Origin of the sequence: Actinopolymorpha pittospori (assembly GCF_014873875.1) — a bacterium.
GTDB classification, from domain to species: Bacteria; Actinomycetota; Actinomycetes; order Propionibacteriales; family Actinopolymorphaceae; genus Actinopolymorpha; species Actinopolymorpha pittospori.
Genome location: NZ_JADBEM010000001.1, coordinates 3,980,364 through 4,003,364, shown reverse-complemented (window position 1 = coordinate 4,003,364; position 23,001 = coordinate 3,980,364). Strand labels below are relative to the sequence as shown.

The window sequence follows — 23,001 nt, the reverse complement described above, 5'->3', positions numbered from 1 at the left end:
GGCTCAGGTGAAGCAGAGCGGACCCACACCACCCTGGATGACGATGCCGTGGCCGTAGCGCTCGACGAACCTGTCGCGGACGAGGTTCGCATCCTCGAACACGTCGATGGTGACGACGCCGTACTTCGGGTCGTAGCCCGCTCCTCGGAGCGTCACAGCCTGGCCATGCCAGTAGTCGGCATCGCCCATGACACGGTCGCGCAGAGCCGCGAGCCTCGCCTCGTCGCGTACCGAGTCGACGAATCTCACGGCGGCGTCGGGGAACCGCGCGCGCACCGCGCCGTCCAGGTCATGGCCCACCTGCGGCACGCGGTAGACCTCGACCGTCGCACCGTCGACCTTCATGCCGACGAAGCCCGTGGGGACATGCGCACGGATGAAGTCGGTGATCGGGTCGAGCGTCGCTGGTCGCTCGACCTGTCCGGAGCCGTACGCCCCGGCGGACGAGTGGTCGTGGGCGCGCAGACTGTCGCCCGGCTCGTCGGAGTCATCGGAGTCGTCGTCGCGCCGCAGGTGGGGCGGCAGCGGGTAGACAGCACGCATCCGAATGCCATCGCAGGTCGACAGGGAGGCGTGGCTGTAGGCATCAGGACTGTCCCTGCTGAGCACGCACACGGTCAGAACGCCGAGGAGCGTCATCAAGGACAGCCCCGCCCCCGAGACGCCCCTCGTGACGCCGGACGATCTCACCGCGCACCCCCATGCCGTGGCCTGACCGCTGGCCCGCGCCGTTCGGCGTCCGCGGTCTGACGATCGCGAACTCCGACTCTCAGGTTAGCCGCAACTCCCGCCCTCCGACGACCCGTGATCACGATCGTGATCATGGGCCTTCGTCGAGATCCGTGAAGCCGGTCACCGGACCGCGCGTCCGTGACCGTCTTCTCGTACCTCGACGTTGCCCCGGCGCTGCTGCGGAGCGCAGTTGTGGGGCTTGGAAGTTGACCAACAATTGTCAGGAAGAGTTTTCGCCGGCATGGCTGGATCCCCTTGTTTTACAGGGGTTGTTGTCGGTGGTCGGGTCTAGGGTTTGGTCATGGACATCGACACCGGGGAAGGCTTGACGCATCCGTTGATGCGTTGGCTTGCCGGTGTCGGTGCGGGTATTGACGCGGCGATCGAGTGCCCGACACTGTCGTTGCCGCTGGATCAATACGAAGGGGCGATGCAGCAACTCGCCACCCATGAAGCGAGGCTCGCGTCGTTGCGGTTGTCGTTGACGCGGCAGGCGGAGTTGAACGAGGTCAGGAAGTTGACCGGTGCCGCGAACACGGCCGGGTGGGTGGAGCAGGTGACGCGGATGGGGCGTCGTGAGGCGTCGGTGTCGGTCCGGTTGGCGAAGGCGTTGGACCAGACGCTCCGCGCTACCGGTTGCGCGCTTTCCGAGGGTGAGATTTTCGTTGGGTCAGGCGCAGGTCATCGAACGCGCCATCCGCCGCCTCCCCAACGACGTCGACGCCGACGTGAAGGCGGAGGTGGAAGCATTCCTGTTGGAGAGGGCACAGTTTCTCGACACCGATGACCTGGACAAGGCCGGCAGGCATCTGTACGAGGTGATCGCCCCGGAGAACGCCGAGCGCCGGATCGGGAAGCAGTTGGAGGAGCAGGAACGCAGAGCCCGAGAGAACCGCACCCTGAGCTTCGGGCCGGTCCGCGACGGCATGGGCACGATGTTCCTGCGCCTCGACGTCCCCACCCTCGCGATCCTGCAGGCACTCCTCGACCCGTCGCTCGCCCTCGTCCCTCGGGCCCCGACGGCCCGGACCTGCGCAGCAGCGAACGCCGCTATGCAGACGCCTTCGCCGAGTTTCTCGGTGTCGCGCAGGCGGCAGCGAACGCGCCCACCCGCGGGAGCGTCAGGCCGCGTCTCACAGTGACGGTGAACCACGACGACCTCGTGGCCCGGCTCGGCTACGCCACCCTCAACTCCGTGCTCACCGACTCCGGCCCCGCGCATCTGAAGGTGAGGACCCAGGGCGACGAGGACGGGAGTGGGGGACGGGCGGTGATCGGTTATCGGATCACGGGGCCTCCGTTGTCAGCGACGCTGGTGCGGCAGCTTGCGTGTGATGCGGAGATCATCCCCGTGGTGCTCGGTGGAGACGGCGCCGTTCTCGACCTCGGACGCGGCACCCGCCTGTTCACCTCCTCCCAACGACACGCCCTCGCCGAACGCGACGGCTACTTCTGCCACTTCCCCGACTGCAGACGGCCCGAGAAGTGGACCGAAGCACATCACATCACAATGCCGCTAAGTTAGCGAGTGCGTGCGTGGTTAGTTGGTATGGAAATCGGCGCGGAGTGTCGCTTCGGAAATCTGTGGGGCGTTACTTTCTTCTCAATAGTCTTTGCGCATGACGAACAGACGCCTTTCTTCGAGTGCTCAGTTGACGGATCGAATCTCGGTCGGTGTGTTGACTCAGGTGATTCGCCGGGACTTGGTTGAGGAGGTGGTGGCTGAGTGTGGCCGGAAGGAGAAACGCTCTCGACTCCTTCCGGCGCATGTGGTCGTCTCGGCGAAGGCTATGAAGAGGTGATGCGACGCCTCGTTGGCGGGCTGATGTTTCTGAAGAACTGGTCAAAGGACTGGTCGGTTCCTACCACGAGCGCTATCACGCAGGCTCGGGCTCGTCTGGGTGAGGAACCATTGAAGGAGTTGTTTCACCGGGTAGTGTTGCGTGATTCTGGTTGCGTTACTTTTCTGGTTGTGGCTCGTTGACTCGGTGTTGAGCTTTCGGTGGAGCAGGACGCTGAGTTGCGGGCGTTGGTGAACAGTCGGGATGTGTCGGCCGTGCTGGCGACTCGGGCGCGGATCGTGTTGTGGCATGGGGAAGGTCGGCGTCGTAAGGACATCGCGGAGTTGGCGGGGGTGTCGTTGCCGACGGTGGATCGGTGGGTCCGCCGCCACGCCGAGCATGGCCTGGCCGGGTTGGACGATCGTGATCGGGCTGCGCCGCGGGTGCAGGTTCCACCGCGGGTGCGGGCTCGGGTGGTGGCGTTGACCAGGACTTCTCCGCCGGTGGAGACGGGGCTGTCGCACTGGTCGACCCGTGGGTTGGCTGGGTATCTGAAGCGGGTCGAGGGGATCTGTGTGTCGTGGAGCTATGTGGCTCGGGTGTGGCGGGAGGAGGGGCTTGCGCCGCACCGGCATGGCACGTTCAAGTTGTCCAAGGATCCCGCGTTCGCGGAGAAGGTCTCCGATGTGGTCGGGTTGTATCTGGACCCGCCCGGTGGTGCGGTGGTGCTCTCCATCGATGAGAAGACACAGATCCAGGCGTTGGACCGCACCCAGCCGTTGCTGCCGTTGGACTTCGGCGTGACCGAGAAACGCACCCACGACTATGTACGGCACGGTGTCACGAACCTGTTCGCTGCCCTGGATGTGGGCACCGGCCAGGTCGTCGGGGAGTGCAGGCCGACCCGGGACGGGGCGAACTTCCTGGCCTTCTTGAAGAAGGCCGTCAAACCTCATACGGGCAAAGAGGTCCATGTCGTGTTGGACAACCTGTCCACCCACACCACGCCGGAGGTGGAGGCCTGGCTGGAGGAGAATCCGCACGTCAGGTTCCACTTCACCCCGGTCGGATCGAGCTGGATCAACCAGATCGAGACGTGGTTCGGGATCCTGACCCGCCAGTCGATCCGCCGCGGCACCTTCACCTCGGTGAACGTGCTGATCAAACAGATCAAGGACTACATCGACACCTGGAACGTCGACGCGAAGCCGTTCGCCTGGACCGCTACCAGCGAAGAGATCCTCGCCAAGGTCCGCCTCGTCCAGACCAACATCAAGAAACTCGTCGACAACAACGCGAAATAACACAACCAGAATCACGCAACAGTAGCCGTGCCGATGGCTCGGCGTGGGACGCGGGGTGCACAGTTTGGGTCCTGGAGGGTGATGGCGATCGATGGGGGTGATTCTCGACGTGCCTGACACTCCGGAAAACAATGCCGAGTTTCAACATTCGAGCGGAGCGCGAGGCGACAGCGCCTTCCCGCTCGTGCGACTCGTTGGACTGGCCGAGTGCGGGACGCACGCGATTGTCGCCGCCACCATGGGCAGTTGGAGCACAGGTGAGCGCACCCTGGTGCGCAGACTGCTCCCAGCACTGGAACCAGGGATGCTGGTACTGGCTGACCGGCGTTTCTATAGCTACAAGCTCTGGTGTGAGGTGCTGGAGGTCGGAGCGGATCTTCTGTTTCGGGTGACCTCGAACATGATCCTCCCGGTTCTTGAGGTGCTGCCTGACGGCTCCTACCGGTCGGTCCTTCTCGATTCGGACATCCAGAGCCAGGTTCGACGTCGAGCGAAGAGGCGAGCGCGACCAGGAGACGGACCACTCGGAAACCCAGAGGTAGTAGAGGCTGTTGGAACTCCGTGTCGGGTTGTCGAATACCACGTCGACAACGGAGACGGGCCCAGCGAAACATTCCGGCTGGTCACCACGATCCTTGACCACGAGGATGCGCCAGCAGTTGAACTCGCGGCCCTCTACAGCGAGCGATGGGAATTCGAGGTTGCCCTGGACGAGATTGAGATCCACCAGCTCGGACAAGGCCGCGTGCTACGGTCAAAGAGCCCTGAGATGGTGAGGCAAGAAATATGGGGAATTCTTCTTGCCCACTACGCGATACGACATCTGATGCACGAGGCGGCGGACACCGCGGACCTCGATACCGATCGGCTGTCATTCATCCGAAGCCTCCGCCTCGTACGCCGCCAAATCACTGGCCAGGCGCATTTTTCCCCCTCGTAGAATCCGGATGACTCTCAGAGCGGCGATCGAAGAGATCATCGCGATCCTCAACCCTAAACGCCGTCACCGCGCCTATCCCCGAGTCGTGAAACGCCACTTCGCCAAATACCACAGGGTCAAACGTGAAGGTGACACAGGCCGCAACCACCGGCGTCCAACCATCCACCTCCAGCGACACTTAACTTAGCGGCATTGCATCACATCCAGCACTGGGTAGACGGCGGAGCGACCGACCTGAACAACGGCGTCCTCCTCTGCCAACACCACCACACCACCATCCACACGAAGGGCTGGACCGTCCGCATGAGCAACGACGGCCACCCCGAATACACCCCGCCACCATGGGTCGACCGCCACCAGAACCCCATCCGCCCCGACGACGCCACCCTGATCCGACGGTAGGCAGACGCGGGCATGCACGCGAACCCCACGCGGTGAGCGACCGCGGGCCGACTCGCCACGTTCACCCCGGCGGTGGCGTCGCGAGCCATTCCCGAAGGCGGGCGGGCTGGTTGGCATAGCCACTGTTTCCGCCGAGGAACTCACTGATACTTCGCACGCTGTCGATGCCGGTGTACAACCAACGCCTGAAATCGAAGTCGGCCGGCAACTCCCCACCGTGTCGCGGTAGCCGGCCATGAACGGCGTACGGCACTTCCAGTAGTCACAGGCACCGTCGATCCGGGTCGCGAAGTCCCACGGACCGTCCCATTCACGCACGATGTCAAGGTCGACGAGGCCGGCGAACCCGCCTTCCGCCAACAAGATGTTGCCGGCGTGAAGGTCTCGGTGGACGAGCCGGGGCGAGATCTCGGGAAGACCTTCCAGCCCGGCGACGATCCGCCGCTCCACGGTCCTGACATCCGACCTCGAGAGTCCCACATCCGACCGGTCGTACAAGTCTCGTAGCGCCGCCCGCGGGAAGATCAGATCGACCCACGAACCCCGATCGACTCCCTGCTCGTCGAGCCAGCCACCGAAGCAGGGCAGATCGATGGAGTGGAGCCAACCGACCGCGCGACCGAAGTCGACGAAGAACTCGTGGCGCACCCGTTCGTCGAGCGCGTTCATGACGGCGTCGTCACCCTCGTCGGCCGCGACCGCGGGGACGAACCGCTGCACCGACATCAGCCGACCGTCGAAGGCCGAACTCTCCCCCAGGTACAGCATCTCCGGCGTCGGGAAGCCGAGCTCGACCAGCAGTCGCTGCGCCCGACGTTGGCCGGCGACATGGACCGGATGTGGGCTGGGTAGGCGGAGCACCTTCACCAGCAGCGTCCCCCTGTCCGTCGCGACGACCCATCGGTCGTTCGCATAACCAACGGTCCGCTCGCCGACATGAAGGACTCCTACCCGGGCGAGCGCCGAGTCGAGGGCGCGAACGACCTGATCCACCAGCTGATCATCGGCACTGCATCGGCGGGGGACAACTCATTTGGCGCCAGACGGTCCTCGCGGCCGGGCCGTGGGACCCCGCTGCCACATGTGTCCAGTCCTACCCGGTTTCGGCCGATTTTCGCTCGACACTCGTGCACGTCGAGGCTGCGGTTTTCTGCGGTTTTCTGAACGGCGTTCCGGCCCCCGGCATTGCGAGAAGGATCGCGAGTATGGGGGGTGATGCTCGGTCGGGGCCCGTCCGGTCACCCGCGCGGATCCGGCGATGGCGCAGGATGCTGGCCGACGAGCGCGAGGAGGCCAGGGTCTACCGCGAGCTCGCCTCCCGCAGCACCGGCGAGGAACGGGACATCCTGCTGGCGCTGGCGGACGCCGAGAGCCGGCACGCGGCGCACTGGGAGCGGCTGCTGGGCGCGGAGGTCGGTCAGCCACGCCGCGGTAGGCCGAAGATGCGGCTCCTCGCGTCCCTGGCCAGGCGGTTCGGGTGGTTGTTCGTTCTTGCGCTCATGCAGCAGGCCGAGAGCCAGCGATACGCGTCCGTGTCCGACGCACCAGCCTCGATGGCGGCCGACGAGCGGATCCACAGCGAGGTCGTGCGTGCCCTGGCCGCGCGGGGACGGTCGCGGCTGTCCGGGACGCTGCGCGCCGCGGTGTTCGGCGCGAACGACGGGCTGGTGAGCAACGTCTCGCTGGTACTCGGCGTGATCGGCGGCGGGGCGAGCAGCCAGACGGTGCTGCTGACCGGACTGTCCGGGCTCCTCGCCGGCGCGTTGTCCATGGCGGCCGGGGAGTACGTCTCGGTGAGCTCGCAGCGTGAACTGCTGGCCGCGGTGGCGCCGGAGGAGGCGGTGGAGACGGCGCTACCTCAGCTTGACGTCGACGCGAACGAGCTCGCCCTGGTCTACCGCGCCCGCGGTATGTCCGCCGAGGAGGCGGAACGCCGTGCGCGGGCGGTGCTGCAAGAGCAGCCAGTGGGTCCAGCATTGGGCGTCCCGGGGACAGCGGACTCCGACGTCGTCGGCACCGCGATAGGTGCGGCGACGGCAAGTTTCGCCTTCTTCGCCGGCGGTGCGTTGGTACCGGTCCTGCCGTTCATCTTCGGCGTGCAGGGGCTCACCGCGGTCGTGGTGGCATGCGTCCTCACCGGTGCCGCGTTGATGCTCACCGGTGGAACGGTGGGGGTGCTGTCCGGTGCGTCACCACTGCGTCGGGCGCTACGCCAGTTGGCGATCGGGGTCGCCGCGGCGACGGTGACCTTCCTGCTCGGCCTGGGCCTGGAGACCGTCCTCCATTGAGGACGGCCCGGTCATCGGTCGATGGATGTCATGTCGGCATAGCGCGCGCCCGCCGGCGCCGGGAGGGCGTTCAGCCTGCCGATCTGGTCCGTACTCAGTTCGACAGCGTCCGCCGCGGCGTTCTCCTCCAGGCGTGAGACCTTCTTCGTGCCGGGGATCGGAACGACGTCGTTGCCCTGCGCGAGCAGCCAGGCGAGCGCCACCTGCGCCGGTGTCGCTCCGGCCTCGTCGGCGATCGCCTCCACCTCACGCACGATACGGAGGTTCTGCTCGAGGTTCTCCCTGGCGAAGCGCGGATTGCTCTGCCGGAAGTCGTCGGCCTCCAACTGGTCGGTCGAACGGATCTGCCCGGTGAGGAATCCCCGCCCCAACGGCGAGTAGGCCACCAGGCCGATGCCGAGCTCACGAAGCAGCGGCAGGATCTGCGACTCAGGATCACGCGTCCACAGCGAGTACTCGTTCTGCAACGCGGTGATCGGGTGGACGGCGTGCGCCCGACGAATCGTCTGTGGTGCCGCCTCGGACAGGCCGACGTAGCGGATCTTGCCCTGCCGTACCAGTTCGCCCAGCGCACCGATCGTCTCCTCGATGGGCGTGTCGGGATCGACGCGGTGCTGGTAGTACAGGTCGATGTGATCGGTGCCGAGCCGCCGCAGCGAGCCTTCCACCGATGTCGCGATGTTGTCCGGGCTACTGTCCAGTGAACGGATCTCTTCCACATTGTCGGTTCTGACGGACAGACCGCGCGCGGCGAGCCGCGGGTGGGAGATCTGCCCGAACTTCGTGGCCAGGACGACCTCGTCGCGACGCCCCTTCAACGCCCGTCCGACCAGTTCCTCGTTGATGTAGGGACCATAGATCTCGGCGGTGTCGATCAGGGTGATCCCGACGTCGATGGCCCGCTGGATCGTGCGGATCGACTCGGCGTCATCGGCTCGCGCTCCGGTGTAGTAGGCGGACATGCCCATGGTGCCGAGGCCGAGTCGCGAAACCTCGAGTTGGCCGAGCGACGCCTTCCTCATGATCAGCTCCTCTTCCCTGTTCCAGTGCCCCGATCCGCTGGGAGAGCGACGGTCCGGCGATCCGCGGGCACCCTTCTTTCGATCGTAGGTCCGCCAGGAGGTTCGGCCTCCCAACGGGGAGGCGCTCGGTCGTGGCGTTCCCGCTGCCGCGGTGCTCACGATGGGGCCATGGACAAGGGAACGGTCCCCACGTCACCGCCCCAACCTGCCCGGCCGGTCGCCTGATCGCGAGCGTTCCACCCGAACGGGAGGTCTCATGAGCAACTTCCAGGCACAGAAGGTCGCCGTCATAACCGGCGCTCCTCACGGCCTCGGTGCGGGACTCGTGACCGGTTACCGCAAACTCGGCTACTCCGTCGTCGCCACCGCCCGGACCATGTCCCCGTCAGGAGACGCCGACGTCGTGACCGTCGGGGGTGACATCGCCGATCCGTCCACCGCCGAACGGGTCATTGCCGCCGGCATGGAGCGATTCGGACACATCGACACCCTCGTCAACAATGCCGGGATCTTCATCTCAAAGCCGTTCACCGACTACACCCAGGACGACTTCGACGCGATGATCGCCGTCAACGTGGCCGGCTTCTTCCACCTGACCCGGCTCGCGGTCCCACACATGCTCGAGCGAGGGGGTGGGCACATCGTCAACATCACCACGAGCCTCGTCGACCACGCCCACTCCAAGTTGCCCTCGGTGCTCGCCTCCCTGACCAAGGGCGGACTGCAGGCCGCAACCAAGTCCCTGGCCATCGAGTACGCCCAGCAGGGGATCCGCTGCAACGCCGTCTCCCCTGGTCACATCAACACGCCCCTGAACCCCGAGGACGTCCACGAGTTCCTGGCCGGCCTGGAGCCGGTGGGGCACCTCGGTGAACGCAGCGACGTCGTCGACGCCGTGCTCTACCTCGAGAACGCGCCCTTCGTCACCGGAGAGATCCTGCACGTGGACGGCGGTCAGAGCGCGGGTCACTGAGTCGACGGGGCACAGAAGCGAACGGCACAGAGTCGAGGAGCACAGGGCTCGAGCCGCTCCCGGGTCAGGGCCGATAGACCATGCCGGGCCTGTCCAACTCCGCCAGGATTCCTGGCACGGCGGGGAGCGTTCCCGCGTAGATGTCGTGCAACAAGATGATGCCGTCACGTCTGGTCTGGTCGAGCACCCGTTGCCTGATCAGGGCGGAGTCCGTGGTCTCGTAGTCCTTCGCCGTCACACTCCACAGCACCTGGGACAGGCCGAGTTGACGCCTGATCCTCGTCACCTCCGCGTTGGTGCGGCCCTGCGGTGGACGCATCAGGGTGGGCTCGCGTCCGGTGATGCGTTCGATCGCGTCCTGGGTCAGGGCGAGTTCCTCGCGAGCCTTCGCGGGCTCGATCTCGGTCAGGATCTGGTGCGTCCAGGTGTGGTTGCCGCTCTCGTCGTCCGCGTCGGCCATCCGGCGGACCACACCCGGGTACTTCAGGACGTGGTTCTTGCCGAGCAGGAAGAACGTCGCGTGCGCGTCGTACCGCTGCAGGATGCTCAACAACCGCGGCGTGTTCTCGCTCGGTCCCGCGTCGAAGCTCAGGGCGACACACTTTGCCTTCCGGCAGTCGACCGAGTTGCCCTGGTCGGCGCTGCCCGCCTGGTCCGCAGGCGCATGTCGACTCGGTGTGGTCATGGCGTGGATGGTGGTCGCGGCGGTGTCGGTGCGCGCGTCGCTGGGCGACGTCACGGGGTACGACGTGCCGCACGCGCTCAGGCCGCAGGCCAGGGCCGCGAGCGTGGCAAGTCCCACGAGAAGTCGGGCTCGTCGCGGCGTCGGCGAAGTTGGGTAGGTCTGCATGGCTTCTTTCTGGGCATGCGAGTTCGGAGCAGGTGTGGGAGAGGCGTCACGCCAGCCGGCGACGGATCCACCAGACACAGAGGGCGGCGAGCGCGGCCGCGACGACGACACACAGTCCGGCCTCCGCCCACTGCAGCGGCCAGAGCTGGGTGGCCGGGTGGAAGTCCGCCCAGCGTCCCGTCCGTCCGTGTTGCACGAGACATGCACGGAAGTCGTCCATCGCGTAACAGGCCGGTAGGTCCGACACGCGGCGCCCGGACGGGGAGAGCGGGCCTTCGGCCAGCACCCAGGCGTTGTCCAGGCCGGGAACGGTCAGGCTGTGCTGCACGGTCGCCGTCGTGGTCGGCAGCAGGTGGGCACGCACGTGCTCCAGGACGTAGAGCACCAATCCGCCCGCGACCAGTGCCGCGCCCATCGCGAGGACCGTCCGGCGCAGGATCAGGCCGGCCGCGATTCCGATGAGCAGAAGGAGCACCGACAGGCCGACGACGACCGGGCCGATGCCGTCGAAGGGGTACCACTGGTACCACGGGAAGCGATCACCCAGCACCCGCGCGGCCGGTTGCCACCACCAGGTCATGGCAGCGGCCAGGGTGCCGCTCGAGGTCACCAACCGGGTCCAGATCGCGCTGATCGTGCACAACGCCGGCCGGGCCTGAACCGCGCGTCGTTCCCTTCGCGGTCCTGACCCGACCGTAGGAGACTGTCAACCTCTACTTGCGCACCGCGGCGACACCGACGTGCCAGGCGGGACCCGCGACCGGGATGTGCGCCCGGTCACGGGCCCCGCGGTCACCACCGCCCGGGTCAGGGCAACAGGGACTTGGCGATGTAGGCGACGATGACCTTGTTGCCGTCGACGGCCTCGGCGACGATGAAGTCCACCGCGATGCTGCACAACGCGTAGGCGTCCGCCGTGGTGAGCGCGCCACGGGTGGCCTCGACGAGGTACCCACAGGCCTCCCGTACGGCGATCTGCAGGGCGACGTCGAGGTCGGCGTCGATCCCCATGCAGAACATGTACTGCTTGTTCTCCGCGCGCGGGAACTCCAGACTCGCACCCTTGCGAACGGTGAACTGCGCCGTCATCGACATCGAGTGCTCGACCGCGGTCTGGTCGACCTCACCGTGTCCTTGTGCGCCGTGTGTGTCACCGGTGTAGAACAGTGCGCCAGGCTGGAAGACCGGCAGGTACAACGTCGATCCGGCGATGAGGTCGCGGAAGTCGAGGTTGCCGCCCCATTTGTTCGGCGGGTTGGCGGAGACGAAGCCCGCGGAGGTGGGTGGCGCGACGCCCATGATCCCCATGAACGGGCTGAACGGCACCCTGATGCCGGGCGCGAACTGGTAGTACCGGTTGTGCTTGTCGAGTCGCAGCAGGCGGGTCGAACGCGCGTCCAGCAGGTCCGGGCACACACCGCTGCCCGGGCCGGTGCTGTTGACGCCGTACGCCACGCGCGGCGACACGTTCATGATCTTGATCTCGAGTACGTCGCCCGGCTCCGCGCCCTCGACGTAGAGCGGACCGGTGAGGATGTGGCCGCTGGCTCCGGCCGGGCGCGGGTTCTTCGCGACCTCGGCCAGCTCGGGCAGGACCTCATCGGCCGGAACGCCGAGGTCCTCGAAGTAGGCCACCGGCCCCTGCGCCGCGGAAACGCCCGACTGGTTGACCGCGTCGATGCGGACGACCGATCCGGAGGCGACCCGCATCACCGGGGCGCGGTCGACCGGGAAGTAGCCCCACAACGCCGTCTCCTGTGTGGTCCGCAGGACCACGGGCTTGCGGGCCCCACCCCTGGCCGCCGGCGAACCCGACGTCGCCGCCGCCGAGGCCGGCGAGGTCATCGCCGTACCGAGCGCGAGCCCGGCACCGGAGGCGCCGACCGCCCGCAGGACGCCGCGCCGGCTGAGCATCGCCATCGAGACGGAAGGGCTGGCTGGATCGATTGGCTTCACGAAGTCTGGCCTCCATACCCGAAGGAACACGTCACCCGAAGATTCCTGGGGACGCGTTCCAGGGGCGCTTCAAGATCATTGACGGCTCGTTACGCGCGGGCCGGACCCGGACGCGCTCAGGCGCTGGCCCTCTTCTTGGCACCGTCGATGACGACGAGGAGCAGGAACGCCACCAGGACGACCGCGACGGCGACGACCACGTCGTAGGGCGTGGGCAGGGCGAGGGTGAGCGCGATCCGGAAGTGGTCGCCCCCGAACAGCTTGACCACCAGCGGGACCACACCGAGCCACACCCCGACGAACAGCGTGACGAAGCTCAACAGGTCGTAGGTCTTCCCGTCCATCGCTCCTACCCCCAGCGGCTCGTGGATCGCCCGGACAATCCGTCCGAGTCAGTCGTATCGATGCGATCGTATCGATGACGGGCATACTGAGCACGTGAGTGATGAGCGCGAACGCCGCCGCCAGGCTGTCCTGGACGCCCTGCTGCGGATCACCCGCCGCGACGGGCTGGACGCGGTGAGCCTGCGGACCGTCGCGACCGAGGCCGGCACCTCACTCGGCTTCGTCCAGCGGCAGTTCCGTACGAAGGACGACATCCTGGAGGCCGCGTTCGAGCACAGCCTCGCCCACCTCGGCACCCGCATCGAGCGGTACGTCGCCGAGGTCGAGCCCGGCCTACCGGCGCGCGAGTTCCTCCAGCGGGTCGCCGGGGAGATCCTGATGACCGACGAGACCTACGTCGAGGAGGCCCGGGTCTGGATCGCGTTCCTCGCCCGCGCGGTCGTCTCGCCGCCGCTGCGCACCGAACTCGGCCGGCACTACGACGCCGGGCACGAACTGATCGCGATCGTGCTCCGGCTCGCCCAGCAGGCCGGCCAGGTGCCGGCGGACGTCGATCCCGAGCAGGAAGCCGCCACCCTGCTCGCCCTCGTCGACGGACTCACCGCGCACGTCCTGATCGGTCGGCTCGACGACGAAGCCGCACGCCGCGTCGTGGCCACGCATCTGGACCGCCTGTGCGTCGGCGAGGCCGGCCCCGGATCGACGCCGACATCGGGGTCGACAACGACAGCGACAACGCCATCGCCATCGCGCAGGAGGTCACGCGCGCGGCCCGGGACCACCCGCTCCTGAACGACCCTGCTCCTGGTCGAGACCGTGCCGGCGGTCGCCGAGCAGTCGTTCGGCGTGCCGGGCCTCGGACGCGGCGGAGAACGGATCCCGGTACGCCGCCACCGCGAGGCGTACCTCCTCGGCGACCAGGTCGGCGTTGATCGTCGCCGCCGTCCGCACGCCGGCGGCCGCGGAGCTGACCACCTGCGCCATGAAGTCGGCGACGTTGCCGGCGACCCACACGCCTGGGGTGGACGTCAGTCCACGTTCGTCCGCCGCGACGAAGGTGCCGAGCCCCTGCGGGTCGGTCGTCGCCGTGAGGTCGAGGCCCTTGAGGAAGTCCGCGCGGGCACTGACGTAGGGCTGCACCGCGACGGCGTCGACCGGGATGACCCGCCCACCCGCGAGCACCAGGCCCACGATCGCGTCCCCCTCGATCCGGACCGACTCCACCACGCCGTCGACGACCGTGATGCCGCGCGCCGCGAGTTCCTCCCACTCCTGATCGGAGGGCTGCACGACGTCGTTGCGGAAGAGCACAATCCGCGGACTCCACTGCCGGAACAGCTGGACCTGGTGCATCGCCATCGGCCCGCTGCCGAGCACCCCGATGACCCGGTCGCGCACCTCGAAGCCGTGGCAGTACGGGCAGTGCACGACGTCCTTCCCCCACCGCTCCCGCAGCCCCGGAACGTCCGGAAGCTCGTCGAGCAGTCCGGTGGCGACCAGGATCCGGCGCCCGTGAACGGCCTGTCCGTCGTCCGTCCGCACGGTGAACCTGGTGCCGTCGCGTTCGGCCGAGACGACCTGCCCGTCACGAAGGACACCGCCGTACGACGCGACCTCGGAACGCCCCACGCGGACCAGGTCCGCAGGGCTCATGCCGTCGCGGGTGAGGAACCCGTGCACGCCCGCCGCCGGCGCGTTCCGCGGCTCGCCCGCGTCGACCACCACCACCGAACGCCGCGCCCGTCCAAGCGTCACGGCCGCGCTCAGTCCGGCCGCGCCTCCGCCGATGACCACCACGTCGTACACCTCTGCCGCCATCTGTATCGCGCTTCCCTTCGTCGCCGCCGGAGCGATCGGCTCCGGACCTGGGACCATGGTCGGCGGCCACCTTCGGGAACGACAAAGGTTCTTGCCGCTATGGCAAACTGACGAGGTGGACGACACCACCGGACGCGTCGTCGCCGAGGTCGGGCCGAGACTGCGGGCCCTGCGCCTTCGGCGGCAGGTCACCCTCGCCGATCTGTCAACCGCGACTGGCATCTCCGTCAGCACGCTGTCCCGGTTGGAGTCCGGGCAACGCAAGCCCACGCTGGAGTTGCTGCTCCCACTCGCCCGGGCACACGGCGTACCCCTCGACGATCTCGTCGGCGCCCCCGCCACCGGCGACCCGCGTGTCCACATCCGTCCGATCACGCGTTACGGACAGGTGATCCTGCCGCTGAGCCGCGGCTCGGGCGGGCTCCAGGTGTTCAAGCACGTCATCCCGGCCAGCGCCCCGAAGGGTGAACCCACCCCACAGGTCCACGAGGGTTATGAGTGGATGTATGTGATCAAGGGTGAGCTTCGCCTCGTTCTGGGCGAACACGACATCGTTCTCCCCGCAGGCGAGGCGGCGGAGTTCGACACTCGGACGCCGCACTGGTTCGGGCGAGCGGGCGAGGAGAGCGTGGAGTTCCTCAGCCTGTTCGGGCCGCAGGGGCAACGCATGCACGTGCGCGCCGCTCCGACGCGTGACTGATCGACGTACTGCCGAGCGGCCTACCGATCGGGTCGAGGCATCCAGGCCGGGATCAGCTCGGGGTCACGCGGGTAGGTCTCGAGATCGTCGAACCAGGTCTCGTCCAGCGGCTCGGGCCGCAGGTCAGGCTTGCTGTCGTAGTCGTAGTCGATCGAGAAGCTACCCGTGGCGCTCATCCGGAAGGTCGCGGTGAACCAGGCGCCCTTGCCGGGCTCGTAGGTCTCCTCGCGGAGTTGCTTGAACGGGTAGTAGATCGTGGCAGCGGGCGGAGTGAAGTCCTCCTCGCCGCCGGACCGGACGAGCGTCCCACGGAACTCCGTGACGACAGTGACCATGTAACAGGTCACCTTGACGGACTCCCACCCGTCCTCGGGAAGCTCGTCCACCAGCGCCTGCCCGATCTGCTGGTAGAGATCAGCTTGGTCCGCCATCTACTGCCCCTTCAGTTGTTCTCGAAGACCCTCGGGATCGTCCGGCTCCTGCCGTTCTTGTCCGTGATGGTGTACTCAACTATGTACAGGTTCGGACGATCACCGGGTCCCCGGGGGTAGGTCGGCAGAATTTTCACGTGGACCTCGTTGCCCGCACGCAGCTCCTGGGCCCACATCTGCTCCATTCTGTACCACTCCCGGCGTCCCTGGCTGTTGAGCTGGGCCGACTGCGGGAGCATGTTGAGGCCCTCGCCGGCGCCGCCGAACTGGGTGCCGAAGAGGTGGCCGCCCTCGTCCCCGCTGTTGCCGACGCCACGGCCCGCGCCGTAACCGGCCCGCCCCTGCTGAGTGCCGTGGCGGACGCTGCTGCGCAGGACGAGCTGGCCTTCTGCCCGGACGACCCGGCCGTGCGCGTCGGTCATGTAGACGTAGGTGCTGTTGGCCCGGCCGTTATGAACCTGGTAGATCGTCTCCGGGCGCCAGTTGGCGGAGTTCGTGCCGCGCCTGCGGCTGCGGTTGAGCTCGCGGGTCCAGTTGCGCGGCCCGCCGGCCTGCACCACCCTGACCTCACGGTGCGTCATCGCCCTGAGGCGGCGCACGATCGCTCGGGCCACCTTCGTGTTGCTTCTCGCCACGGCACGCCTTTCCCACGTTCGCGGACAAGATACGCGAGATGGGTCGAATCGGGTCGGAGGCGTCCACAGGGGACGCGCCAGCTCAGGCGGATTCGACGGTGATGTCGCCGTTGCTGCTGCGCAGGTCGAGCCGATGCGGAGCACCCGACTCGTCGGCGACGCCGATCGTCCGGTCGCCGTGGCTGGTGTGGGCCGACACCTGGTAGTGACCGGCCGGGACGGCGAGCTTGATGTCACCGTTGCTGGTCACGGCCCGCACGTCCTGCGCCTTCGCCGTGGCGAGGTCGATCGTGCCGTTGGACGTCTGCGCCTCGACGTGCCCGGCCACCGCCCGGCCCACGACCTGGCCGTCGCTGGTCCGGGCACTGACGTCTCCGGAGATCTTCTCGAGCCGGATCTGCCCGGAGCTCGTCCGTACGTCGACGTCGCCCACGGCGCTCAACGTGATCCCGCCGTTGGAGGTCCGGCCGGTCACGGGGATGCCCGCCGGCACCGTCACCCGTTTGTCGTTGCCGTTCGTGCTGCTGCCGTTCGTGCTGGCGGCGTACGCGTCTCACGTAGGACGACCCTAGGACGGGTCGAGCCGGCCAACCATGCGGGAAGTCCCCGATATCGCGGTCGGGATCGCCCTAGGGTGTGCTCCGGTCCGGCGAGGGGAGCAGCGCCGCCGGGACCAACGCGAGCGCGGCGAGTCCGGCCAGCACCAGCAGGGTCGGACCCATCCCCGCGCCGGTTCCCACGACGCCGCCGGTTCCCACGACACCACCCGGCTCGACCGCGCCCGAACCGGGCGGACCCCCACGCGAGGATCCCAGCAGCAGCACGCTGGCGGCGACGGCGATGCCGAGGGTCGGTCCGAGATTCATCGCCGTCTGCTTGAGCCCACCGACGACCCCGGCGTATCCGGGTGACGCGTCACCGACGACGTTTCCGGTGGCGGTGACCATGACGGTCGCGAACCCCGCACCGAGGACGGCGAAGGTCGCTGCGCCGACCCACCACGGGCCGGTCGGCCCGAGGGTGGACAGGACGGCCAGGCCGACGATGCCGAGCGCGACGAGGAGCGTGCCCACGACCGCGACCCCGCGTGGGCCGAACCAGCGCAGCGCGGCACCGGCGAGCGGCGCGCCGAGCACCATGAGGAGGGTCAGGGGAAGCACCCGCAGCCCGGTAGCCAGCGGGTCGAGCCGGAGGACGTCCTGGAGGAAGAAGTTCGCCACGAAGAGCGCGCCGAACATCCCGCCGCTCGCGAGGAGCAGGATCGCCATCGATGCCGTCACCGGTACGGACCGGGCGACGACGGCGGGCACGATCGGGTCCGGCGTACGGCGTTCGTGCCCGACCAGCACCACCGCGACGGCCACGACAACGACCAGCCCGAGCAGCGTCGGCGCGCCGACCCACCCGTGCGCCGGTACGCCGACCAGGGTGTGGACGAGGGCCCCGAGCATGATCGCGAGGAGTGCCGCGCCGGTGACGTCGAGCCGCCGCGACCCCGGACCCGGCACCGAGGGCGCCCGCACGGCGCGGGTGATCGCGGCGATGGCGAGTGCCACCGGCACGTTGACGACGAACACCGCGCGCCATCCGAGGTGCGCGACGAGCACGCCACCGAGCACCGGACCGGCCGCGCCGGCGAGCCCGATGGCGCTAGTCCGGACGGCGATCGGCCCCGCGAGCCGGTTCGCCGGATACGTCAACCGGAGCAGCGCGAGCGTCGCCGGCTGAAGGAGCGCGCCGAACACGCCCTGGACGGCGCGCAAAGCGATCACCCAGCGGACTCCGGGCGCGAGGGCGATACCCGCGGAGGCGGCGGCGAAGCCGAGTACGCCGACGAAGAGCATCCGCGGGTGGCCGTACCGGTCGCCCAGGCGTCCGGCGACGACGAGAAGCGCGGCCACCGCGAGCAGGTAGCTGGTGCTCGTCCACTGGACCTGCGCGACGCTCGCGCCGAGTTCGTGTCCCAGACTGGGCTGCGCCACCAACAGCACGGTGCCGTCCAGCGCGACGATCATCGCCCCGGCCACGCTGACCAGGAGCGCGAGACGCAGACGTACGCCGTCGGGCGCGAGGACCGCCCCGCTCACCGGGTCGCCCGGCCGAGGTGGGCGTCCAGCACCGCCGCGATGATCTGGTCGAGCTCCTCCAGTGGCTCGCGCCCGGCCGTACCGTCGTCAGGTCCCACGTCAAGGGCGAGTTGCAGGCTGCCCCAGTTCCACAGCTGGGCGACGCCATGCAGGTTGGCCCACAGGGCGGCGGCGCTCACGGCGGCCGGCGGGTCGTCGTCGGCGTCGGCGTCGCGGGACCTCGGGCCAGCGCCGGTCGTGGCGTCCCGCTCCTCCCGGCAGCGGACGACGAGCCCGACCGTGACCTCGAACATCGGGAGCGTCGACTCCCGAAGCCGCGGCCGGTCGGAGGGGTGCCTCTCGCTGTCGAGCAGGTCGTGGCGGAACATCAGCTCGAACATGCCGCGGTTCTCCAGGGCGTAGCCGACGTAGGCCCGCGCGAGCGCTCGTACCTGGTCCCGCGCCGAGGTCGCGCCGGCGAGCGCCACCGTGAAGCGTTCCCGCAGGTCGGCGAACCCCCGATGGGCGATCGCGGAGAGCAGGGCGTGGTGGGTCGGGAAGTACCGGCGTGGGGCCCCGTGGGAGACCCCCGCCCGGCGGGCGATCTCCCGGAGGCCGATCGAGGCGGTCCCCTCGGTCGTCACGAGGTCCACCCCGACGTCGACCAGGCGTTCGCGAAGGGAGCTTTCCGGGCGCGCTGGACTCTCAGCCGGCGCAGACTCCTCACCCGGCGCGGAGTCCTCTGGTGGGACGGAAGGGGCAATAGACACTGTCTACCGCAGCTCCGTAGACAGTGTCTACCGGGGGTCGGGACAGGCCGGGTTACGGTGGAGTTGCCAGTCACTGCGGAAGTACGGGCCCCGGCATGAGCACCCACTCCGAACGTTCCGAACACACCCTGACCGTCCCGGGCGCGACCCTCTTCTACCGCCTGCAGGGAGCCGGTCCGCCCCTGCTGGTGGTGCCGGCCGGCGACGGTGACGCCGACGCCACGAGCGGCCTCGTCGCGCACCTGACGGACCGGCACACCGTGATCACCTACGACCGGCGCGGGTTGTCCCGCAGCGTGCTCGACGATCCCGACGCGGAGTACGACCTGACCGATCACACCGACGACCTGCACCGCCTCCTGAGCACGGTGACCTCCGAAGCGGCTCACATCCTCGGATTCAGCTTCGGCGGCTTCATCGGGCTGGACCTGCTGGCCAAACACCCCGACCAGATACGCACCCTGATCGCGCACGAAGCTCCCGTCGTCCAGGTGCTTCCAGCCGCCGAACGCGAGCAACTCCAACGGATCCTGTCCGATGTCGCCACGCTCTTCGAGCAACAGGGTCCGGCCCTCGCCATGGCGAGGTTCCAGGACTTCGCCGGCATGAGGTTCGACGAGTGGGAACCGGACGCGCCCAGGCCCGAGCCCTCGCAGCGCGACGAGAACAACACACCGATCTTCCTGGGCAGCCACGCGCCCCAGTCACATCGCCACCTCCTCGACCTGGACGCGATCGCCGCGGAACGGGCGAAGGTAGTTCCGGGGTGCAGTACGACCTCACCGGACGGCATGGGCCACCAGTGCGCGATCGCGCTCGCTCGGGCGCTGGACCTGCCGGCCGTCGACTTCCCGGGATCACACGCCGGGTTCCTCACCCACCCACGAGCGACGGCGGCACGGGTACACGAGATCCTCGCCCAACGGGGCACGCTGGTTTCGTGAGGACGAAGTACGACATCGACGCGACCAGCAGGCCGATCCCCCAGACCACGTAGCCGCCGATCGCCGCGAGTTCCCACCAGACCGGGTAGGCGCCGCCGAGGCCGTCCCCCACCATCGACCCGACGCGGGCGATCCCGAAGTAGCCGGTCAGGCCCGCGCCCATGAACCATGCCGGGACGAGCACGACCCAGCGCGGCACCGCGCGGCCGGCGAACGGCACGACCCACCGCGGCCAGATCCGCCCCCATCGGTGCACCAGTGCGAGGGGCAGGAGCGTACCGGCGAGCACCATCCCGACGACGAAGACGACGAACGTGGCGTCCCAGTCCTCGAACCCGAGGAGCACCTGGGCACCGACGCGCGCGAAGCAGCCCCCGACGGTGAGGTACGCCGCCACGTACGCCCACCCGGGCGAGGGATCGCTCCGCCGCTCCGGCGTACGCCCATGAACGCGACCGCAGTGCGCGCAACCGTTCCTGGCGCGGCGTAACTCCGCGGCCGCGGCCGCCGCGACGAGGATCCCACCGACCACGCCACTCCCCCGCGCCGTCAGCCCGACGCCGGCGAAGCCCTCACCGAAGAGCAGGCCCGCGACGTTCAGCGCGAACATGAACGAGTACAGCACCAGTCCGGCACCGGCGAACCAGCCGAGAGCGGCGAGCGCCCAGCGGACGCCGGCTCCCCACTGCCGCCTCGTCCCCGCGCCGATGAGCGCGCCGGCGACCACTCCCGCCACGGCAAGGACGACGGGAGTCCAGGCGCCCGGGACGAACGACTCCGCGGGATAGTCGCCGAAGCGCGGCGCATGACCGAGTGCCCACCAGGTCCGGACCACTCCGTACGCCGCGGCCCAGCCCGCCGCGAGAAGGGGCAACCACGTCGACTGACCGTCTCTGCGCGTCATACCCCGAGCGTCGTGGATCGCGGGGACGGCGAGATCTGCCGAACGGCCGAGATCGGTGCGCCCGAACGCCGCTCCGCTCAGCCGATCGGCATACGCCGGACTCAGCTCCTGACGTAGAACTGCTCGGGGCCGACCGGCGCCGGGTCCGGATACAGCGATCCCTCCGGAATCGGCTCGGGAACGTTGCGGAAGTTGTCCTGCACGATGGAGTAGCGGCCGGCGATGAGGACCGTCCCGATCGTGTAGAACTCCTCGCGCGAGATGCGCAGGATCTCGGCGAAGAGACGGTTGCGCTCGGCCTCGTCCGCAGTGGTCTTGATCGTGTCGTACAACTGCATCTGCCGGCGCGGCGCGGGCGGAGGAGCCTCGCCGGTCTTGCCTCCGCTGGCGTACCAGTCGGCCCACAGACGGGCGTAGTAGCAACGCCCGCCCACCGGAAAGAACCAACCCGGGTCCAGGATGGCGTCGCGCAGGCCGTTCTCCGCGCTGTAGAGGACCGCGTCGCACTGGTTGGCGAAGAGCCGTTCCCAGAACAGCGGGCCGCCCTGCGACTGGACCCGCATCTCGATGCCGACCGCCTTCCAGTACGTCTGGATCAGTTCCGCGGTCGCCGGGTAGGTGGGGTCGAAGCCGGTCGGAAGCTCGACGGTGAACGCGACCCGGTTGCCGTCCGGACGCAGCCGCCAGCCAGCCGCGTCGCGCCGGGTCAGGCCGGCCCGGTCGAGCCGGCGGTTGGCCTCCGCGACGTCGTACTTCGTGTGCTGCTTGGCGAGTGTCTCCTCGTACCAGTCCGACTCCGGTCGCGGCGCGGACTGGTACGGCTCACCCTGCCGCTGGTGGACCGCCTTGATGAGCTCGGCACGGTTGATGGCGTAGGAGAGGCCGATCCGGAAGTCCTTGTTCTGGAAGAGTTCGCGCACCGCGCGGTTCTTGTGCGTCAGGTTGAGGCAGACGACCCCGTTGTTGATGTCGGAGGTCATCTGGTCGATCAACCGATAGCGACCCTGCTCGGCGTTGCGCGCGAAGATGGGCTTGTTGGCGGGGATCAGCACGTCGGTGGAGGGAAGGGTGAAGTCACCGTTGCTCACCCGCAGCGTCGCGGTCTCCGGACTCGCGACGATGTCGATGACCACCTCGTCGAGGTAGGGCAGCTGACTCCCGTCGGGATCCATCTTCCAGTAGTACGGATTGCGCTTGGCGACCAGCCGGTCCTTCGTCAACGGCGTGACGACGACCCAGGGCAGCAGGACCGGCAGCTCCGGGTTCTGCCAGATCGCGAGGCCCGAGGTGCCGTCGCCACCCTTGCCGAAGTACAGCTGGATCCACTCGGCGACCTTCGCCTCCTTGACCAGGGTGGCGACGTCCGGGTTGTACTTCTTGTGGAAGCGTTGCAGGTAGTGCTTGGGCGACGCGGCGAGGATGTTGCCTTCCGGGCTCGCGAGCCGTTCCAGGAAGAACGCGTGAGGCTCCGCGAAGGTGAACGTGCAGGTGACCTCGTCCACCTTGGCGAAGCGTGCGGGCGTCCCACCCGGCGCGAGCCACTCAGGAAAGACCGGGAAGAGCTCGTCGTTACTGAGGACGTCCACGTAGGCGAACGCGATGTCGTCCGCGGTGAAGGGTTTGCCGTCGGACCACTTCATTCCCTTGCGCAGATGGAACGTGTATTCACGCCCGTCGGCGCCGACGTCCCACGACACGACGTTGGGAATCACACCGGAGAAGTCAGGAGCCCACCGCACCAGGCCGTCGTACCCGATGTTCTCATAGACCGACGACCCGTCGATCCCCTGGATGAACGTCCGCCAGGTGCCGCCGTACGTGCCGATCTCCTGCGCGGGTTTGAGTATGAGTGGCTGCGCGGGCAGCCGATCCTTGAGTGCCGGCAACGTGCCCGCCTTCACCGCAGCGGCAAGACTCGGCGCCTCCAGTCCCTTCTTTCCGGCCGGTCGGCCATTGCTCTTGTTGGTCGTCGGATCGGTGCTCAGCAGGTCGCAACCTGCCAACGACGTCGTGGCGAGCACCGCACCGCCGGCGGACCGGAACAGATCGCGCCTCGAGAAGTTCCGTTTCTGGTCTCCCATGGACATCCATCTCCATGATCCGGCCGCGACGGCCTTGTCTCGTTCGAGGCGCACCAGCA

27 protein-coding genes and 2 pseudogenes are annotated in these 23,001 nt (G+C 68.2%); 13 read left to right on the top strand and 16 right to left on the bottom strand.

Features of this window, described 5'->3' with window-relative positions; all coding sequences use genetic code 11:
• Positions 1 to 3 precede the first annotated feature (3 nt).
• Together HEB94_RS18940 and HEB94_RS18935 are read right to left on the bottom strand one after the other, a co-directional pair.
• Positions 4 to 690, bottom strand: a complete 687-nt coding sequence (locus tag HEB94_RS18940) for a hypothetical protein (RefSeq protein ID WP_192751122.1) — start codon at positions 688 to 690, stop codon at positions 4 to 6.
• Between the two features lie 262 nt (positions 691 to 952).
• On the bottom strand, positions 953 to 1,183 hold the full coding sequence (locus HEB94_RS18935) for a hypothetical protein (protein WP_192757199.1): 231 nt from the start codon (positions 1,181 to 1,183) through the stop codon (positions 953 to 955).
• On the opposite strand from HEB94_RS18935, the pseudogene HEB94_RS54635 reads away from it, so the two are divergent.
• The 8 genes and pseudogenes from HEB94_RS54635 to HEB94_RS18900 form a co-directional block, all read left to right on the top strand.
• Positions 1,073 to 1,333: pseudogene (locus tag HEB94_RS54635) on the top strand (hypothetical protein); the annotation flags it as partial. The gene HEB94_RS18935 and the pseudogene HEB94_RS54635 overlap by 111 nt on opposite strands.
• Before the next feature lie 52 nt (positions 1,334 to 1,385).
• A complete protein-coding gene (locus HEB94_RS18930; protein WP_238361586.1) occupies positions 1,386 to 1,874 on the top strand; it encodes a DUF222 domain-containing protein in 489 nt (162 codons plus the stop codon).
• Positions 1,763 to 2,257 (top strand): DUF222 domain-containing protein, encoded by a 495-nt coding sequence (locus HEB94_RS18925; RefSeq protein ID WP_192756542.1) that lies wholly within the window; start codon positions 1,763 to 1,765, stop codon positions 2,255 to 2,257. Before HEB94_RS18930 ends, HEB94_RS18925 begins: the two co-directional genes overlap by 112 nt.
• Positions 2,258 to 2,351: 94 nt before the next feature.
• The gene (locus HEB94_RS54630) at positions 2,352 to 2,534 is read left to right on the top strand and encodes a transposase domain-containing protein (protein ID WP_192751120.1); all 183 of its coding nucleotides are present in this window, start codon (positions 2,352 to 2,354) and stop codon (positions 2,532 to 2,534) included.
• Positions 2,459 to 2,716 carry a transposase domain-containing protein gene (locus HEB94_RS54625; protein WP_420481535.1) on the top strand — a complete coding sequence of 86 codons (258 nt, stop codon included), beginning with the start codon at positions 2,459 to 2,461 and terminating at the stop codon, positions 2,714 to 2,716. The genes HEB94_RS54630 and HEB94_RS54625 overlap by 76 nt, the downstream gene beginning before the upstream one ends.
• An 18-nt stretch (positions 2,717 to 2,734) precedes the next feature.
• The gene (locus tag HEB94_RS18910) at positions 2,735 to 3,817 is read left to right on the top strand and encodes an IS630 family transposase (protein WP_192751118.1); all 1,083 of its coding nucleotides are present in this window, start codon (positions 2,735 to 2,737) and stop codon (positions 3,815 to 3,817) included.
• A 91-nt stretch (positions 3,818 to 3,908) separates the two neighbouring features.
• Positions 3,909 to 4,757, top strand: coding sequence for an IS4 family transposase (locus HEB94_RS18905; protein WP_192751117.1), 849 nt, complete (start codon positions 3,909 to 3,911; stop codon positions 4,755 to 4,757).
• 192 nt (positions 4,758 to 4,949) lie between these two features.
• Positions 4,950 to 5,159, top strand: a complete 210-nt coding sequence (locus HEB94_RS18900) for an HNH endonuclease (RefSeq protein WP_192756541.1) — start codon at positions 4,950 to 4,952, stop codon at positions 5,157 to 5,159.
• 333 nt (positions 5,160 to 5,492) lie between these two features.
• Here the strand turns inward: HEB94_RS18900 and HEB94_RS50780 are convergent.
• Positions 5,493 to 6,152 (bottom strand): annotated as a pseudogene (locus HEB94_RS50780) (phosphotransferase family protein); the annotation flags it as partial.
• Between the two features lie 212 nt (positions 6,153 to 6,364).
• On the opposite strand from HEB94_RS50780, the gene HEB94_RS18895 reads away from it, so the two are divergent.
• On the top strand, positions 6,365 to 7,447 hold the full coding sequence (locus HEB94_RS18895) for a VIT1/CCC1 transporter family protein (RefSeq protein ID WP_192751116.1): 1,083 nt from the start codon (positions 6,365 to 6,367) through the stop codon (positions 7,445 to 7,447).
• An 11-nt stretch (positions 7,448 to 7,458) separates the two neighbouring features.
• On the opposite strand, the gene HEB94_RS18890 is transcribed toward HEB94_RS18895, so the two are convergent.
• Positions 7,459 to 8,469: an aldo/keto reductase gene (locus tag HEB94_RS18890; RefSeq protein WP_192751115.1), complete on the bottom strand. Its 1,011-nt coding sequence runs from the start codon at positions 8,467 to 8,469 to the stop codon at positions 7,459 to 7,461.
• A 256-nt stretch (positions 8,470 to 8,725) separates the two neighbouring features.
• On the opposite strand from HEB94_RS18890, the gene HEB94_RS18885 reads away from it, so the two are divergent.
• Positions 8,726 to 9,442 (top strand): SDR family NAD(P)-dependent oxidoreductase, encoded by a 717-nt coding sequence (locus HEB94_RS18885; RefSeq protein WP_192751114.1) that lies wholly within the window; start codon positions 8,726 to 8,728, stop codon positions 9,440 to 9,442.
• A gap of 64 nt (positions 9,443 to 9,506) precedes the next feature.
• On the opposite strand, the gene HEB94_RS18880 is transcribed toward HEB94_RS18885, so the two are convergent.
• The 4 genes from HEB94_RS18880 to HEB94_RS18865 form a co-directional block, all read right to left on the bottom strand.
• On the bottom strand, positions 9,507 to 10,292 hold the full coding sequence (locus HEB94_RS18880) for a polysaccharide deacetylase family protein (protein WP_192751113.1): 786 nt from the start codon (positions 10,290 to 10,292) through the stop codon (positions 9,507 to 9,509).
• Positions 10,293 to 10,338: 46 nt separating this feature from the next.
• Positions 10,339 to 10,902 carry a hypothetical protein gene (locus HEB94_RS18875; protein ID WP_192751112.1) on the bottom strand — a complete coding sequence of 188 codons (564 nt, stop codon included), beginning with the start codon at positions 10,900 to 10,902 and terminating at the stop codon, positions 10,339 to 10,341.
• A gap of 197 nt (positions 10,903 to 11,099) precedes the next feature.
• Positions 11,100 to 12,248: an acetamidase/formamidase family protein gene (locus HEB94_RS18870; RefSeq protein WP_192751111.1), complete on the bottom strand. Its 1,149-nt coding sequence runs from the start codon at positions 12,246 to 12,248 to the stop codon at positions 11,100 to 11,102.
• 116 nt (positions 12,249 to 12,364) lie between these two features.
• On the bottom strand, positions 12,365 to 12,592 hold the full coding sequence (locus HEB94_RS18865) for a hypothetical protein (protein WP_192751110.1): 228 nt from the start codon (positions 12,590 to 12,592) through the stop codon (positions 12,365 to 12,367).
• A 94-nt stretch (positions 12,593 to 12,686) separates the two neighbouring features.
• Here HEB94_RS18865 and HEB94_RS18860 point away from each other — a divergent pair, with 94 nt between their 5' ends.
• Positions 12,687 to 13,385, top strand: coding sequence for a TetR family transcriptional regulator C-terminal domain-containing protein (locus HEB94_RS18860; RefSeq protein WP_192751109.1), 699 nt, complete (start codon positions 12,687 to 12,689; stop codon positions 13,383 to 13,385).
• Here the strand turns inward: HEB94_RS18860 and HEB94_RS18855 are convergent.
• Positions 13,353 to 14,468, bottom strand: coding sequence for an NAD(P)/FAD-dependent oxidoreductase (locus HEB94_RS18855; protein WP_238361567.1), 1,116 nt, complete (start codon positions 14,466 to 14,468; stop codon positions 13,353 to 13,355). The two genes, HEB94_RS18860 and HEB94_RS18855, sit on opposite strands and share 33 nt — an antisense overlap.
• A 58-nt stretch (positions 14,469 to 14,526) precedes the next feature.
• Here HEB94_RS18855 and HEB94_RS18850 point away from each other — a divergent pair, with 58 nt between their 5' ends.
• A complete protein-coding gene (locus HEB94_RS18850) occupies positions 14,527 to 15,111 on the top strand; it encodes a helix-turn-helix domain-containing protein (protein WP_337917792.1) in 585 nt (194 codons plus the stop codon).
• Positions 15,112 to 15,131: 20 nt separating this feature from the next.
• On the opposite strand, the gene HEB94_RS18845 is transcribed toward HEB94_RS18850, so the two are convergent.
• The 5 genes from HEB94_RS18845 to HEB94_RS18825 all read right to left on the bottom strand — a co-directional run bounded on the left by HEB94_RS18845 (position 15,132) and on the right by HEB94_RS18825 (position 18,896).
• Positions 15,132 to 15,542 carry an immunity protein YezG family protein gene (locus tag HEB94_RS18845; RefSeq protein WP_192751107.1) on the bottom strand — a complete coding sequence of 137 codons (411 nt, stop codon included), beginning with the start codon at positions 15,540 to 15,542 and terminating at the stop codon, positions 15,132 to 15,134.
• Between the two features lie 11 nt (positions 15,543 to 15,553).
• The gene (locus HEB94_RS18840) at positions 15,554 to 16,177 is read right to left on the bottom strand and encodes a DNA/RNA non-specific endonuclease (protein ID WP_192751106.1); all 624 of its coding nucleotides are present in this window, start codon (positions 16,175 to 16,177) and stop codon (positions 15,554 to 15,556) included.
• An 82-nt stretch (positions 16,178 to 16,259) separates the two neighbouring features.
• Positions 16,260 to 16,676, bottom strand: coding sequence for a DUF4097 family beta strand repeat-containing protein (locus HEB94_RS18835; protein ID WP_192751105.1), 417 nt, complete (start codon positions 16,674 to 16,676; stop codon positions 16,260 to 16,262).
• 130 nt (positions 16,677 to 16,806) lie between these two features.
• Complete coding sequence (locus tag HEB94_RS18830) at positions 16,807 to 18,264, bottom strand: MFS transporter (protein ID WP_202896428.1); 1,458 nt, start codon at positions 18,262 to 18,264, stop codon at positions 16,807 to 16,809.
• The gene (locus tag HEB94_RS18825; protein ID WP_192756538.1) at positions 18,261 to 18,896 is read right to left on the bottom strand and encodes a WHG domain-containing protein; all 636 of its coding nucleotides are present in this window, start codon (positions 18,894 to 18,896) and stop codon (positions 18,261 to 18,263) included. Before HEB94_RS18825 ends, HEB94_RS18830 begins: the two co-directional genes overlap by 4 nt.
• A 212-nt stretch (positions 18,897 to 19,108) precedes the next feature.
• Between HEB94_RS18825 and HEB94_RS18820 the strand changes: the two genes are divergently transcribed.
• Positions 19,109 to 19,957: an alpha/beta fold hydrolase gene (locus HEB94_RS18820; RefSeq protein ID WP_192751104.1), complete on the top strand. Its 849-nt coding sequence runs from the start codon at positions 19,109 to 19,111 to the stop codon at positions 19,955 to 19,957.
• Here the strand turns inward: HEB94_RS18820 and HEB94_RS18815 are convergent.
• The gene (locus HEB94_RS18815) at positions 19,887 to 20,861 is read right to left on the bottom strand and encodes a hypothetical protein (RefSeq protein ID WP_192751103.1); all 975 of its coding nucleotides are present in this window, start codon (positions 20,859 to 20,861) and stop codon (positions 19,887 to 19,889) included. The genes HEB94_RS18820 and HEB94_RS18815 overlap by 71 nt on opposite strands.
• Before the next feature lie 101 nt (positions 20,862 to 20,962).
• Positions 20,963 to 22,942 (bottom strand): ABC transporter substrate-binding protein, encoded by a 1,980-nt coding sequence (locus HEB94_RS18810; protein WP_192751102.1) that lies wholly within the window; start codon positions 22,940 to 22,942, stop codon positions 20,963 to 20,965.
• Positions 22,943 to 23,001: the final 59 nt, after the last annotated feature.